Source organism: Mucilaginibacter sp. GW821-FHT07G05 (genome assembly GCF_059418565.1).
Window position 1 is genome coordinate 141482 of sequence record NZ_JBWKQC010000007.1, and the last position, 15313, is coordinate 156794.

Consider the following 15313-nt stretch of genomic DNA (forward strand, 5'->3'; position numbering starts at 1 on the left):
AACCCATATTGTGTCACGAGTTACGCTGCGCTAAACTCGCGACAGCATTTGGTTATGAATGTCTACTGCAACAGCAACTTCAAATTAACCCCAAAATTGGTGAACGACGTATTAAAGCTTTGCGAGGTGTATGGCTTGGTAATGTTTGAATCGTAGAAGAGGCTCAGGTTGAAGCGCTGGTTGATCACGTAATCTACCGATGGCCTTAGTGTGATGTTTTGCGCGCCTGATGATACTTCGGCGGCTTGTACGTCGGCACGGTAAATAAGGGTTTTGTTATCGCGCAGGGCTACGTCCAGCTTAAAGTTCATATCGTTATTGGTTTTTACACCACTAAACAGTCCAAAAGGGAACCTGAACTTGTTAGTACGGTAACCAAAGCCCAGCACCACTATATTTTCATTTTGTTGCGCCAGTTGGCTGTTCAGTAAGCTCAGGCTCAGCGTACGGCTTTTGCGGTACTCAAAGTTGGCGGTCATGCTGTTTTTAAAACGCATATCCATGCCTATCAACGGTACAAACTGCTCAAAGATGGTCACCTGCGAAAACTGGTAGTAAGGCAAAAAGTCCGAATCTACATCCCTCGAATTTACATTGCCGTTCGCCTCGGTGTATTGCAGCAGCGTGCTATAACCACTCACATTGTACGATGATCGGTAACCATGCCTTATATCAAACGAGTCAAAAACTTCTTTCAGCATTCCCATCCGGCTAAAACCGCTGTAGTTGATCTGCCAGTTGGGGATAGGTATTTTCGGGAACTGGTTCAGGCTCATTTTACTGGCATCCTTCCCTGTGTAAGCCGCCAGGAACGACGTTACCAGCACGTTTTGTGAGTTCGGACCGTAACCATCGGCATACTCGCCATTGGCTACACCCGAATTAGGGTTAAGCCTGCCCAGCCTTTGCGATACCTTTTTACGGTTGTTCAAAAACTCCTGGAACACCGGCGATGTATTATCTATCCCCCGCTCCTTCTTAAATGCTGTACCTATCGACAGGAACGACACGCTGTAGTTACCCGTAGTTACCGGGCTCAGGTTTTCAAAGCCCCTGTTCTCGGGCAGGTATTTAAAGTTGGTTTGATAGTTCCTGTCTTCCGTACGGAAAGCGGTTAGCTCTATCCGCAGGTCTTTTATCGGTTCAATGGTACTCTTCAGGCGGATGTCTTCATTATAGGTTTTCACGTACAATTGGTTCTGCAAGGTATCCTGCGATAGCCAGCCATTAGCTACCGCCCTGCCGCGTATATCAGCCTGGCTGCCCAGCACAAAGCCCAGGCCCGGCGCACCTAAACCAACATCCTGTCCAAACACGTCTGTTTGTGGTAAGTAACCCGGCAAAAATGTGCCCTCGGTACGGGTATAGGTACCGCTTATGTTTTTAATACTGGTTAATAACCCTATCAGGAAGTTGCTCTTGTCCTTATTATTCGGGTTATTGGCGGCGCGTATAAACGGAAATTTGTTATACAGCGTCATGAAGTTCAGTGTAGGGTTAACCTGTATGGTACGGGCATTCTGGATGCTGTTACCTACGTTCAGGCTTGGGTCGTTAATGGAAAACTCCGGTTGCGATTGCCAGTTGAAGTGGGTACTGTACCGCACAATTGCCGAGGTCCAGTTCAGGCCCGGGATCTTACTGATCGGCGTGGTATAGTTAAAGTTGATAGTATGGCTGTAGTTGGTGGTACGGCCAAGCCTTTTCAAATTCTCCCAAAGGGTATCACGCTTCAACCCGTTAACACGCCCGGCAGGTTCGTCAACTACCGACAGGTTAGTCGCGTCGATATCCATCTGCAACGATTTCGACAGGTTCCAGCCTATACCGTATACCCTTGTAATGTTAAAGTTTTTGTTGAAGGTAGTAGGCACATTGGCACCCAGCAGCGGCAGGGAATTGTTCGGGTCGTTATTGGTGCGGAGTGTATTTTCGGAGTAAAAACGATCAAAATTGATACTGAAGTTCAACCGCGACGGTAGTATGCTAAAGTTAAAATCTTTCAGCAGGGCCAGCATATTACTCTTGATCAGTTTGTTGAAAGGCTCATAATACTTAGGCTGATTGCTGTAGTTATAAGCCAGCGCGAACCGGTAAGTTTTTTGCAGGTCAAGCTCGGTAATATAATCGTGGTGGCGATATTCGGTATAGGCGTAGCTGGCACTCAGGTTCTCCACATCCCATACATGGCTTGGCGCCGATGGATCGGTTTTGGCCTTGTGCACATTGGTAAAGTTGATACTCTTGCGGATGCTGTAATCTTCTACAATATTCTTTATCGAATCGCGCCGTGCCTGGTTTTCTTCTGCCGCCAGTACTTTCTTCAGTTCAATATCACCGGTAATAGGGTCGTATTGCGGGGTACCCTTTTGGGTAGATACGTTAACGTAAGCCGGTATATGTATCCCGCTTTTCTCGGGGAAGAACTTGCCTAACTCCACATTGGCAGCAACATCCATCGACTGATTATCGCTACGGCTCCGCTCGCTCACCCTCGAATCCAGCGAACCAAAACCCACCGTGCTCTTAGTGCCCGACATGGTAAGATCGGCAAAGTCGGCCAGTTTGGTATTAAACCTTGCCGATGCTGCCCATCCACCGCGCTGGTCAAAGTCTGTTAAACGCAGCTCATCAACCCATACCGTAGCGGTCTTGTCCAGTCCGTCATCAGCCGTATTAGTGCCGGTACCTTTATAAGGGTTACGTACCCCCAGCATAATAGTACGCAAGCGGCTCAAATCGGGCTGCCCTTTCAGCAACACCCGTTTACCGTTCTCCACATACACGAATATCGAATTTAAAGCCACACCCGCGTCCCGGCGCGAAAGCGCCTTGTTACGTGCCAGCTTGGCACGGGTAAGCAGTTCAAGCTCCAGGTCTATTTCGTTTTGGGCAGGCCATATCGCATCAGGGTCGCGGGTACCCGGTATGGTAACCTTTAGCGGCACTTCGTACTCGTAATAGTTATCCTGGTAATCAATTCCCAAACGTATAAACGCGCTGATGTCGTTATCTTTCAACTGATCGCCCTCGGCGTGCACAAAGGCCTGTATTTTTTTGTACGACCGCAGATCGTTATAAAAAGTTTTAAAGGCCGCCTTTGAATAACCGTCGCGCAGCTTATCTACATATAACGATAACGATTGCTCGTTTAGGCGGGTATCGGTTTTTAAGTTGTTGTAGTTACGCTGGCGCTGAATACCCGGCGGCACCACGTAAGGTATGGGCGTGCGGTTACCGTTCTCTTCAATATTTACAGCCTGTACATCAATAATGGTATTATCAAGCGTTGGGTTGGCTATCTCCGGATCGGCTATTATATTCAGCGGGTTTTTCTCGCGATTGAACGCGCGCCACTCACCGCGCACCAGTTGCAGGGTAGCAAAGCGCAATACCGAGGTATCGGCAAAGTTGGTCATGAACATCCGCATAAAACGGATGGCTTTAAAATCCTGAATATTACCCGCGCGCGATTCATACTCGTTAATAGGCACCCTGAACTGGTACCAGCTAACCGCTTGTGTGGTACCATCGGCCATTTTTACTTGTGAGGTAACTTTATCGGTAATAAAATTTTGCCCTACCAGCATGTCCTGCGGACGGATAGATACCCGGTACTGGAAATACTCGTCGGTTTGGCTCATGTTATTATCCCGGTTGATATCCTCCCCGTCAGGCAGCGAAGTTGACGCAGATGTGGTAACACCCAGATCGGCCTGCGCCTGTTCGGTAGTTTTCGAGTTACCCTCTGTACCGTTAAATTTCATGTAACGCTCCTGGATACCGGCACGGCGCTGGTCGAGGTCGTTACCCTGGTAGTACTGGAAATTATCTGATGACGGGTCGGCAGAGAACGTGGTGGCTGCGGCCGGCGCCAATTGCCCGGTCACTTGCTGTACCACGGTCGAAAACTTATTGCGCTCGGCATCGTCATTTAAACCATCCAAACCAATATCCTGTAGTTTACGGGCATTAGGGTCGTTATCAAAAGCATTGATAACGGGTTGCAGTTTAGGTACGCGCCCCCATGAGGTTTCGTCGGTTTTACTAATGTCACCATCGGCAGGCAAGCCATTCTCCAAACTCTTGCGGCCATCCTTCAAAATATCTTCGGAGATACTACCTAAGTTAAAGTAAAGATCGCCACCTGCCGAATTGGGTTTATAGATGAACGGATCGAGCACCCAAAATTCGATATAGCCCACATTGAGCGATTCAAAATCGTTGGTTTCCAGCTTGCGGAATATACCGCCCCAGCGCGAGCGCGGGTTTTGCAGCGTACCATCATTATTGATACCGGTGGTGGTGTAGTTATATTGTCCGCGCACGTTAGGGTAAAAGGCAAGGTTAAGCGTTGGCAAAAACAATGGCTGCCCGGTGATAGATTGCTTATAAGGGAACACCTCCGTTTCCAGTACCTGCCTTACGTAATGGTTTGATAGTTCAGCACGTGAAAGATTGAATGTGCCCGAACTGTTATAAAATATGGGGTCGATATTATAGAAAGCAAGCCGGGCACGGTTAAAGCCATAGCTCAGCATATCAAAATCCTGCGATTCGGGGAACAGCTGCGGCGTGCCCGAAATTTGCCAGTTGATATAACTCTTTACATCAATTACCGATTTGCTGTTCTCAAAATCATCCAGGTACGAAGTACCGTTCTTTGAACCCGCGTAGGTTAATACTCCCGGTGTACCCGGCAATAATTGGGCAAATTCACCGGTAAAGTTTACAGTTGATTCTTCTTTGGTATTGATCAGCGGAATTTTATCAACCATCCGCGTAAGCAACCTCGATGTTGAGCTGTAAGTACCGTCAAAACCCCATATTGTATTAGAGATCGACTCATCGCCCACGGCTTCATTTTGCGAAATGGGCTGCTCGGTAAGGTGCATCATGGTGGCACCCAATGCCAGTTTAGGGCTGGCCAAATAATCTAACCTTGTACCGAACAATGTTTTTTGCTGCACGCCAAACAGCTCATTATTTTCCAGCTTGATATTAATGGGCTGGCCCGATGATAACAGCGCCTGATTAATGATACGGATACGGCCCGCGCTGTAATCAACCGTATAATCGTTACCCTCGGTGAGCTTTAAAGTACCCGCCGTAACCACTACCGAACCCTGCGGAATATTCACCGCGTTCAGTAAAAATTCCGATCCGCCCTGCGAGGTATACGTACCCTTTATCACATAGCGGTTAAGTTGCGGGAAAAATTGCTGCGCGATGGTCTTGGTAGAATCATACAGTGGCTGGTAAACATAACGTTTGGCAATATCCGCCTCGGATGGTAAAAATTGCTTGGCCAGATCAGAACCGAAAGGCTCCACCACCGGGAACATGATGCGGCCCTGCTGCGAGTCAATGGTAACGCCTTCTAAAAAGTCGAAGTAGCCATCGGGTTGGTTATCGTTTTGCTGGTTCAGGTTATCGAGGCCGGTTATGCGCAGCCACAGTTTGTCTTTCAGGTTCTGTCCTTCGTCCATCACCGGTTTTTCGATACCACTTTTGTCATCCAGGCGGGCAATGCGCATCCTGAAATCTGTCGGACTGATTTGGAACGCGCCCAGCGAGTAGATGTTCTTCATCATCAGATCCCAGCTTGGCAGCGATGGTTTCAGCAACTCGTTCTTCAGCAATTTTACATACAGCATTTTGGGCGTATTGGCATCAACCGATACATCGCTGGAAAACTCACCCACCTGGAAGGTTTGCCCGTTGTAAGTATACTGAAACGCCACAGCCAGCACTTCATCGTTATTCAGCGGATAGTTGAGCGAGATATACCCCAACTGCGAGTGTAGGGTGAACTCCCTGTCGGTCAGCTTACGAGCGTAGGTAAGTTTGGCGTAGTTATCGGTATTGCCCGTTCCACGAAACAGGTTGGGGATCTCATTCGAATTAGTTAACCGCGCGTTGGCCGATAGCAAACTTAACAGGTTATTTGATTGCTGTGGAAAACCCGGTCCCTGGAAACCTGCCGGCAGGCCAGATGTACCGCGTTGCAGCAAGGTGGTATTATACGGTTTGTTCTCCCCCAAATCGAGGAAGGCCATAATATCGCGCGAATCGGTAGTTGTATTGGTACGGTTGGTTGTCCATACCTCAATACGGGTAATGTTAATATTTGAGCTGATGAGCGGTATCCGCGACAGCGCCTTGTTATAATTATCGCGGAAATACTGTGCCAAAAAGTAGTGCTTGTTGGCCTCGTAATCGGCAGGTGTTACCCTGAACTCGCCCTGTTGCGAACCATTGGTAATGGTTATGGTTTTTGATTGCGACCGTTGTTGCGAGAATACGCTGGTTACATCCAGCTTGCCAAAACGCAGCTTGGTTTTTACTCCGAACAGCGCCTGGCTCCCGGTGATCAACGAAGTATTCAGTGGCAAGCTTACCGTACCGGCCTCTATCTTTTGAATAATATCATCCTCCTTACCGGTATAATCGAGTTTCAGCTGGTTATCGAACTGGAACTGGGCATCGGTATTGTAGTTGGTAGCAATCTTTATTCTGTCGCCAATATTACCGGTTACGTTCAGTTGTATCCGCTGGTCGAAATTGAAGTTGAACTGGCTGCGCTGGCGGGCATTGAAAAGTGGGTTTTGGTTCTTGTTCACCTGCCCGGCAAATATCATCTCGGCCGAACCCTGTGGTTTAATGCTGATATCAGTACTGCCAAATATTTTCTCGAATGTACGGCTACGCACTTTCAGTCTCGGCACAAAACCTTCCTGCTGCGATTCATAGGCATAACTATCTGCCGCTTTTTTGAAGTTTTCGCGTTGTGTTGCGCGCTGGCTTAGTCGCAGGTATTCGGCAAAGGTGAGGTATTGGGCAGGGCGCACCTGCAAATTGCCTACACGCTCTACCAGCATGTACTGGTTATTTTTTTGATCGTATTCGAGGGTGCGTTCCAGGTTTGGCGGATCGGGCAGAAAGAAGCCTTCACGCGCACGCATCGGGTTTGACTTTGGTAATGTGAAAGGGATTTTTACCCTGCCCGAATCAACAGGCTGATTAGCACCACCGGCTTGCTGGGCAAAGGTCATCTTAACGCTGCTGAATAAACAGGCGATAAGTATAATGACGATGAATTTACCGGTAGAAATCTTTATCAAAAGTCAATCAAATTAATATTAATAATAACTTTTAAATACAGACCTAACCAGCCATGATCCTTCGATCTCCTGTAGTATTGCCCATCACACGTAATATTGCTCACTGGTGCATTTTACGCACCACTGCCGGAATTGGTTGTAGAAAATTTACTGTAATTATAAACTTTTTAACGCAGACTTTATAAGTTGTTCTACTGTAATGTCTGCATTATTCTTGTTCATTTCGTTCTCAAGAAACTTCTCTACGGCATTTCGTGCAAAACCGAGCATTACCAATGCCGCAAGTGCCTCATCTTTAGCTGTTTTACTTACAGAAACGGTAGATAAAGTCTCAGGTCCTTCCTTACGCAGCTTGTCTTGCAGCTCCAGAATTATGCGCTGGGCAGATTTTGGGCCGATGCCTTTTATCTTTTGAATTAATGAAACATTACCGTTTACAATAGCGGTTTGAATTTCCTGCGGTGTGATGGATGATAGCATCATCCGCCCTGTATTGGGGCCGATGCCTGATATGGAGATCAGGTGCAAAAACAGGCGGCGTTCGCCTTCATCAGCAAAACCGTACAGTGTGTGCGCGTCTTCTTTAACATGCAGCCACGTGTACAGTTTGCAGCGTTCGGCTTCGCCTAAAAGTGAAAATGTGTTTACAGATATATTGATATGATAGCCCACTCCCCCGGCCTCAATAACTACATAGGCCGGACTTTTGAACACTAACTTACCATCAATATATGCGTACATAAGGTTTTTGTTGTATTGTATTGAGTATTATTTACGTTTTACAGGTTTTGCATTGTTAACCCTTTCGCGTTCCTGCGCGCTCACCACGGCTATGGTAACCATGTTCACAATTTCGCGTACCGAACTGCCCAGTTGCAATACGTGCACCGGCTTTTTCAAGCCCAGCAAAATTGGACCCACCGCTTCGGCACCGCCAATTTCCTGCAATAGCTTGTAAGCGATGTTACCCGATTCAAGGTTAGGGAAGATCAGCGTATTGGCCGGTTTACCGTTAAGGGTTGAAAAAGGGAAATTATCTGCCAGCAGATCGGAGTTGAGGGCAAAGTTGGCCTGCATATCACCGTCCACTATCATATCCGGATATTTCTCGTGTAGTATGTTTACCGCTTCGCGGGTTTTTTCAGGAATTTCGCCTTCATTTGAGCCAAAGTTGGAGTACGAAAGTATAGCCACCCTTGGGTCGATGTTGAGCTGCCTTACACTGCGTTCAATCAGTACGGTAATATCTACCAGTTCGGCAACCGTTGGGTTTACGTTTACGGTGGTATCGCCAAAAAACACGGGGCCTTTAGCGGTGATCATCATATACATACCGGCTACACGGTTTACACCCGGCTCGGTACCGATGATCTGCAAGGCAGGTTTTACAGTAGTAACATAGTTTTTTGTAAGACCGGATATCAGCGCGTCGGCCTCACCAAACTGCACCATTGACGCGCCGTAGTAGTTACGGTCAATCATTAATTTACGCGCCTCGAACAAGGTTATACCCCTGCGCTGACGTTTTTTGTACAAGTATTGGGCATACTCTTCCAGCTTCTCTGTACCCTCGCGCGGATCGATGATCTCTACATCATCCAGATCGAGGTCGTTCTCGCGCATGATCTTTTTGATGGTATCTACATTACCCAGCAATATCGGCGTAGCGATGCCTTCATCCTTAACAATTTGGGCAGCCCTTAGTATTTTGTAAGTATCGGCCTCGGCAAATACTACACGTTTAGGGTTTTGCTTAGCCTTATTGGTAAGGTTACGCAACAGCTTATCGTTACCGCCTAAACGGGTTCGCAGCTCTTCGGCGTAAGCATCCCAATCACTGATGGTTTTGCGTGCCACACCCGAATCAATAGCGGCTTTAGCTACCGCTGCCGACACCTCGGTGATCAAACGCTGATCCATCGGTTTAGGGATAATATAATCGCGGCCGAACTTCAGGTTGGTAATATTATATGCAAGGTTCACCGCTTCGGGCACAGGCTTTTTGGCCATTTCGGCAATAGCATGTACGGCAGCAATCTTCATTTCTTCGTTAATGGCGGTAGCCCTTACATCCAAAGCCCCACGGAAAATGTACGGGAAACCCAGTACGTTATTCACCTGGTTAGGATAGTCGGACCGGCCGGTAGCCATAATAATGTCCTTACGGGCGGCGGTGGCCAAATCGTAATTGATCTCGGGCTCGGGGTTGGCCATGGCAAACACAACAGGGTTTTTAGCCATGCCTTTCAGCATATCCGGCGTAACCACATTACCTGCCGAAAGCCCTACAAACACATCCGCGCCTTTCATGGCATCGGTAAGGTTCTTAATGTCTTTACGGGTAGTGGCAAATTCGGACCGGATCTCGTCAAGGTCGGTGCGTTCGGTTGATAATAGTCCATTAATATCGAACATTACCAAATTTTCCTTTTTAACCCCTAACGAAAGGTACATTTTTGAGCAGGAAACAGCGGCGGCACCCGCGCCATTCACTACCATTTTAATTTTGTCCAGCTTTTTGCCCTGAATTTCGCAGGCGTTCATCAGCGCGGCACCCGATATAATGGCCGTACCATGCTGGTCGTCGTGCATTACCGGGATATTCATTTCGGCTTTAAGCCTGCGCTCTATTTCAAAGCAGGTTGGGGCCGATATATCTTCGAGGTTCACCCCGCCAAAAGTTGGCTCAAGTGCCTTTACTATATTTACAAAGTCGTCAACATTTTTAGCGTTAAGCTCTAAATCGAACACATCGATATCCGCGTAGATCTTAAACAGCAAGCCCTTACCCTCCATTACAGGTTTACTGGCTTCGGGACCTATATTGCCTAAACCCAATACCGCGGTACCGTTACTGATAACCGCTACGAGGTTGCCCTTGGCAGTATATTTATAAACATCTTCCACATTTTCGGCAATGCGCAGGCATGGCTCGGCAACGCCGGGCGAGTAGGCCATAGTAAGGTCGCGTTGTGAATTGGTGGGTTTGGTAGGTACTACCTGTATCTTACCGGGACGGCCTTTAGCATGGTAATCTAAAGCATCCTGTTTACGATTGGGTTTGTTCATTTTCTCAATATCAAGCGCCCAAAATTACAATTCTATTTTGAACAGCGGCACAAAATATTGCTTCGAAATAAATAAAGAAGGGAAAACTAAATGTTATACGCCGCTTATTTTAAGCTTCATGCCTGGCTGAATGCGGCCTTTTTTAAGGTTATTCAAATCGCGGATCTTTTCAACAGAACTGCCCTCAAATTTAGCCGCGATCTCGCTTAACGTATCACCGCGCTTAACTTTGTAGGTAATAAATTCTTTGATCTTTTTAGCTCTTGGTGCAGGTTCATCGGCTTCGGCACCTTCGCTCAGGCGAAGTACTTTACCTACCACTGCCTTGTTGCTGCGCAGGTGGTTCCAAACTTTTAAGTCCTGCACTTCTACGCCGTATTTATCGGCAATACCGGCAAGGGTTTCGCCGCGGCGAACTTTATGAGAAGTTGGCGTACGCTCGGGTTTTGTATCGTCGGCCGTGTTTGATGCATACTGCACTCGCGGCGCGTCTGGTACCGAAAAGCCCGGACCATTCAATGCCTCATATAAAGCGCTGTAATTTTCTTTTGCTGTTTGTGGGATGATCAACCTGCGTGGCGCGGCTGTAGTGCCATTAACGATCATGCGTTTGTAAGCCGGGTTTAGCAGGGTAATTTCCTTAACATCGATATCCAGTATTTTGGCTATACCTTGCAATGGCACAAACTTGTTTACCATTACCGTATCGGTTTTTATTGAGAAGTTGCAAGCCTGCGGCGTAATGTTATGGAACTTGTAATAGTTCATCACATAGTTCATGGCGATGAATGCAGGTACATAGCCCCTTGTTTCGGCAGGCAGGTATGGGCGTATCGACCAAAAATCGTTAGCTCCGGCTTTTTCAATAGCGCGGGTAACAGCACCCTTACCGCAATTGTATGATGCGATGGCCAGCAGCCAGTCGCCAAAATCCTGGTAAGCATCGCGCAGGTACGCAGCAGCGGCGTAGCTGGCCTGTATAGGGTCGCGGCGCTCATCTACATAGTTATCCATGTTTAAGCCGTACAACCTCGCGGTAGCAAACATAAACTGCCATGGCCCGGTTGCACCTACCCTTGAAACAGCGTTAGGGTTAAGCTCCGATTCAACTATGGACAGGAATTTTATTTCCTCGGGGATACCGGCATCCCTGAAAGCCTTTTCGTAAATTGGGAAGTAATATTTTGATTTGCCTAATATAGATGCCATATCATCGCGGCGACGGGCATAATTGTCTATATAGCTTTGTACGTATTCGTTATAATCAAGCTGAACATCTTTTTGGATAGAATCGAGCCTGCGCTTAAAAATGCTGTACTCGTGCGATGCCGGCGGAATGATCTGGCTGGCAACAGGTACAAATATGGTATCGTGTGTTGGCGCGCCGTTGTTGGGCGCATAAGCTTTTAATAGGGCGTAACGGGAAGAATCTGCAGGGTTGGCTTGGGCAATTTGTAGTAATAACAGACAGATAAAAAACGTAAATAATCTCTTCATTCTTTAGGGATTTTTATACAAATAGCTAATGCTCACAGGGATGCATTTTACTAAAGTATTAATTTTTTACAGCTTAAGGAAATATTCAGAAAAATTTAACAGTTCCTTTTCGGCAAAATGTTTTGCTAATAATTGTAAACCTAACGGTAATCCTTTACTATTATTGCCGGCAGGCAAAGAAATAGCGGGTACCCCTGCAAGCGATGCCTGCACCGTAAAAATATCGGCCAGGTATGATTTTACCGGGTCGGCCTCGCCTTTACCTATCTCATAAGCAGGCTCCGGAGCGGTTGGCACCATCAAAAAGTCGTACTCTGCCAGTATCTCTTTTGTTTTGTCCTGTATCAGTCTGCGTACCTTTTGCGCCTTGGCATAGTAGGCATCATAATAACCCGAACTTAGCACGAAAGTCCCCAGCATAATACGGCGCTTCACCTCTTTACCAAAACCTTCGGAACGGGAGCGTTTATAGGTTGATACCAGATCGGTAGCGTTAGGGCTGCGATAGCCGTAGTGCACTCCATCAAACCGCGACAGGTTTGAAGATGCCTCGGCTGTAGCCAATATATAATAAGTGGGTACTATGTAATTGATGTATTCAAACGCGATAGGTTCTACCGTATGACCCTCGGCACGCAGTTTTTCAATAGCGTTAATGAGCGAGGTTTTTACTTCCTCATCAACACCAGGGCTCGATATCGCTTCCTGTAAGTAAGCAATGCGTTTTTTGGATGAATCGGGCGTAACCTTTACTTCTTCAACAGGTTGCTGGTAAAGTGTACTGTCGTAAGCATCCGGACCAGCCATCACACTGTACAGCAACGCGGCATCCTCTACCGATTTGGTGATAGGGCCAACCTGGTCGAAAGATGAACCGTAGGCGATAATGCCATGCCTTGATATACGGCCGTAAGTTGGCTTTAAGCCTATGGCGCCGCAAAATGCCGCGGGCTGCCTTACCGAACCGCCTGTATCAGTACCGATAGCCGCCAAGCACATATCGGCCTGCACCGCCACCGCCGAACCACCCGACGAACCGCCTGCTACCCTGGTATTATCGGCAAAGTTTTTTACCGGGCCAAAGTAAGAGCTTTCGTTTGATGCGCCCATGGCAAACTCATCGCAATTGCAGCGGCCAATAATAATGGCATCTTCTGCAAGCAAGCGTTCAACTACGGTTGATGAATATATTGATGTGAAACCTGTAAGAATTTTTGAGGAGGCCGTTACTTTATGGCCTTTGTAGCAAATATTATCTTTAATACCGATAACCATACCGGCAAGTTTACCGGCAGTGCCTTCCTTTATACGTGCATCAACCGCTTTGGCAAGCGTTAATGCCTCATCTGCAAATACTTCGTTAAAAACATTTAAGTGAGCATATTTCTCAATGCGGCTCAAGTATCCCTTAACCAGTTTTTCAACCGTTGTATTTCCGCTTTGTAACTCACCCTTTACCTCCGTTAAAGAGGAATAAAATTTAGTCATTCGGCTAAAATAAAAAACTTATCCGTTGAAAAATAAAAAATAATCAACTGATAAGTTTTAAAATAAGTTTTCTGCTTTTTGCAGAACAAAGATGGTTAATTCAGTTACGAATTAGTTTTTCTTCTCGTCAGTGTGAACTGTGGTCACGTTGTCATCCGGGTTATTGCTCGCGTCTTTAAATTCCTTCACGCCCTTACCCAAACCTCTCATTAGTTCAGGAATTTTTTTACCTCCGAACAATAATAAAATTGCAACAATGATCAGAATAATTTCTGGTGCACCTAATCCCATGATTTTAATTTTTTATGTGTGTATTATATTATTCTATTAATTAACCCTTATACTCCACCGTGTTAGCAGGCGGCGTAAAAACAGGTTTTTCTTTTGCAGGTTGTTCTTCAACGCTGCTTTCATCTACGTTATTATCGGTGTTTAGGTTTTCTTCTTTGGCTGATGAATGCTCGGCTATCATCCGGTCAACATCGTCGGCAGGCGCTGTGGCATCTGCCTCGGGCGCGGTTACTTCAGCTTCTTTTTCAATAAGCTTTTGCTGCTCGCGCTTATCATCATAATTATTGATCTGGTTATTGATCTCGCGCTTCACATCTTCTGATGCATCTTTGAAATCACGTATCCCTTTCCCTAAGCCTCGGGCCAAACCCGGCAGCTTATCACCACCAAACAGTAATAATGCCACAAACAAAATGAGGATCATTTCGGGTGTGCCAATATTCAAGAACAAAAAAACTGAACTAAACATGATATTCAATTAGCGTACAAATATATACAATTACAAAACTACAAAGTTTTTATCAATTAGGCGCCAGCCAAATTTTAGGATTTACCGGGTTCTGACCTTTGTATAAATCAAAATGCACCTCGGTTTCGCCTGTTGCCCCATCGGTAGCTACCGTACCCACCGTTTGCTTGGTGCTTATTTTTTGCCCCTTTGATACACTTACCGACCGTAAGTTGGAGTAAGCTGTAAAGTACTCACCATGCCTTATGATCACTACGTAGGTACCGCTGATGTTGGCCACATTACTTACCTCACCGTTAAACACTGCTCTTACAGCCGCTCCGCTCGATGTTTTAATATCAACACCGGTATTTTCGGTGCGGATACCATCAAGGTAATAAGTGCCAAACTCCTGGGTAATTACCCCGCTTGCTACCGGCCATGGCAGACTGCCGCGGTTACCCAAAAAGTCGTTCGACAGCTTGGCTGCCTCCGGCGTGGCATTAAGCACCTCACTATTACTTGAGTTTTTAGTAATGGCTTTAGGTGCCGGCCTTGTCGGCGTATTTATCGGCGCGTTATCAACCCTTGCCGCCGCCGCTGCTGCCGCCAGCCTTGCTTTTTCGGCCGCTGCTGCCGCGCGTGCTTCGGCTTCGGCTTTGCGCCTTGCCTCGGCAATTTCTCTTCGTACTGTTGCAGCTATTTCCTTATTGGTTTTAGCTATCTTACTTTGAACCTCACGCTGCTGCTGCTTTAAAACACCCTGCTGCTTTGATAGGTCTGATATTACTTTTACCTGGTTATTTTTCTCTTTACCCAGCGTTTCTTTCTCTTTTTGCTGATCGGCCAACAGGTCGCGTTTTTCCTTCTTTGTCCTGTCGAGCTCGTTTATTTTTACGTGAAGATCCTTTTGTGTACCCTCAATATAGCTGGCCTGCCGCTCGCGATAAGTAGCAAACTGCTGTAAATATTTTAAACGTTTATAAGCCTGGTTAAAGTCTTTTGCGGCAAAAATAAACATCATCTTATTGTAGGCGCTTTTGTTATGATAAGTAAAGAGCACCATACCGGCGTATTCTTTACGTAACTGATCTAACTGGCCCTGCAAACTACGTACGGAATTATTGTTCTCGGAGATTTGATTATCTAAGTTTCTTACTTCGGAGTTGATATTGGTGATCTTTTCTTCGCGAAGCGTGATCTGCGCCTTTAGCAAGCTCAGTTGTTTTAATGATGATTTTTTGTTGCTGGCCGTTTCAAGGTACTCGCGGTTAAGGTCCTCCAGTTCTTGTGTCAGTTTTTCGCGGCGGCGCTTCAGCTCGGCGCTGCTTTGGGCAAACGCGTCAACAGCGGTAAAAACAACAACTATAAGGAGTACTAATTTTAAAAATCTCAT

At 46.6% G+C, this 15313-nt stretch carries 8 protein-coding genes; all 8 read right to left on the reverse strand.

Features of this window, described 5'->3' with window-relative positions:
• Positions 1-62 precede the first annotated feature (62 nt).
• Positions 63-7055 carry a T9SS outer membrane translocon Sov/SprA gene (gene sov / locus AC07NA_RS18125; RefSeq protein WP_494899113.1) on the reverse strand — a complete coding sequence of 2331 codons (6993 nt, stop codon included), beginning with the start codon at positions 7053-7055 and terminating at the stop codon, positions 63-65.
• A gap of 225 nt (positions 7056-7280) precedes the next feature.
• Complete coding sequence (gene ruvA / locus AC07NA_RS18130) at positions 7281-7865, reverse strand: Holliday junction branch migration protein RuvA (RefSeq protein WP_494898998.1); 585 nt, start codon at positions 7863-7865, stop codon at positions 7281-7283.
• Positions 7866-7892: 27 nt separating this feature from the next.
• Positions 7893-10193, reverse strand: a complete 2301-nt coding sequence (locus tag AC07NA_RS18135; protein ID WP_494898999.1) for an NADP-dependent malic enzyme — start codon at positions 10191-10193, stop codon at positions 7893-7895.
• A gap of 93 nt (positions 10194-10286) precedes the next feature.
• Positions 10287-11690, reverse strand: coding sequence for a lytic transglycosylase domain-containing protein (locus AC07NA_RS18140; RefSeq protein WP_494899000.1), 1404 nt, complete (start codon positions 11688-11690; stop codon positions 10287-10289).
• Between the two features lie 66 nt (positions 11691-11756).
• The gene (gene gatA / locus AC07NA_RS18145) at positions 11757-13178 is read right to left on the reverse strand and encodes an Asp-tRNA(Asn)/Glu-tRNA(Gln) amidotransferase subunit GatA (RefSeq protein ID WP_345212576.1); all 1422 of its coding nucleotides are present in this window, start codon (positions 13176-13178) and stop codon (positions 11757-11759) included.
• A gap of 111 nt (positions 13179-13289) precedes the next feature.
• Positions 13290-13469, reverse strand: a complete 180-nt coding sequence (locus AC07NA_RS18150; RefSeq protein ID WP_345212577.1) for a Sec-independent protein translocase subunit TatA/TatB — start codon at positions 13467-13469, stop codon at positions 13290-13292.
• A gap of 40 nt (positions 13470-13509) precedes the next feature.
• Positions 13510-13938, reverse strand: coding sequence for a Sec-independent protein translocase subunit TatA/TatB (locus AC07NA_RS18155; RefSeq protein ID WP_494899001.1), 429 nt, complete (start codon positions 13936-13938; stop codon positions 13510-13512).
• A 52-nt stretch (positions 13939-13990) separates the two neighbouring features.
• Positions 13991-15313 carry a murein hydrolase activator EnvC family protein gene (locus AC07NA_RS18160; RefSeq protein WP_345212579.1) on the reverse strand — a complete coding sequence of 441 codons (1323 nt, stop codon included), beginning with the start codon at positions 15311-15313 and terminating at the stop codon, positions 13991-13993.

Bases quoted from the DNA above. Each gene is read 5' to 3' on its own strand.
- sov (WP_494899113.1), bottom strand. From the start codon at position 7,055: ATGACCTTTGCCCAGCAAGCCGGTGGTGCTAATCAGCCTGTTGATTCG.
- ruvA (WP_494898998.1), bottom strand. From the start codon at position 7,865: ATGTACGCATATATTGATGGTAAGTTAGTGTTCAAAAGTCCGGCCTAT.
- AC07NA_RS18135 (WP_494898999.1), bottom strand. From the start codon at position 10,193: ATGAACAAACCCAATCGTAAACAGGATGCTTTAGATTACCATGCTAAA.
- AC07NA_RS18140 (WP_494899000.1), bottom strand. From the start codon at position 11,690: ATGAAGAGATTATTTACGTTTTTTATCTGTCTGTTATTACTACAAATT.
- gatA (WP_345212576.1), bottom strand. From the start codon at position 13,178: ATGACTAAATTTTATTCCTCTTTAACGGAGGTAAAGGGTGAGTTACAA.
- AC07NA_RS18150 (WP_345212577.1), bottom strand. From the start codon at position 13,469: ATGGGATTAGGTGCACCAGAAATTATTCTGATCATTGTTGCAATTTTA.
- AC07NA_RS18155 (WP_494899001.1), bottom strand. From the start codon at position 13,938: ATGTTTAGTTCAGTTTTTTTGTTCTTGAATATTGGCACACCCGAAATG.
- AC07NA_RS18160 (WP_345212579.1), bottom strand. From the start codon at position 15,313: ATGAGATTTTTAAAATTAGTACTCCTTATAGTTGTTGTTTTTACCGCT.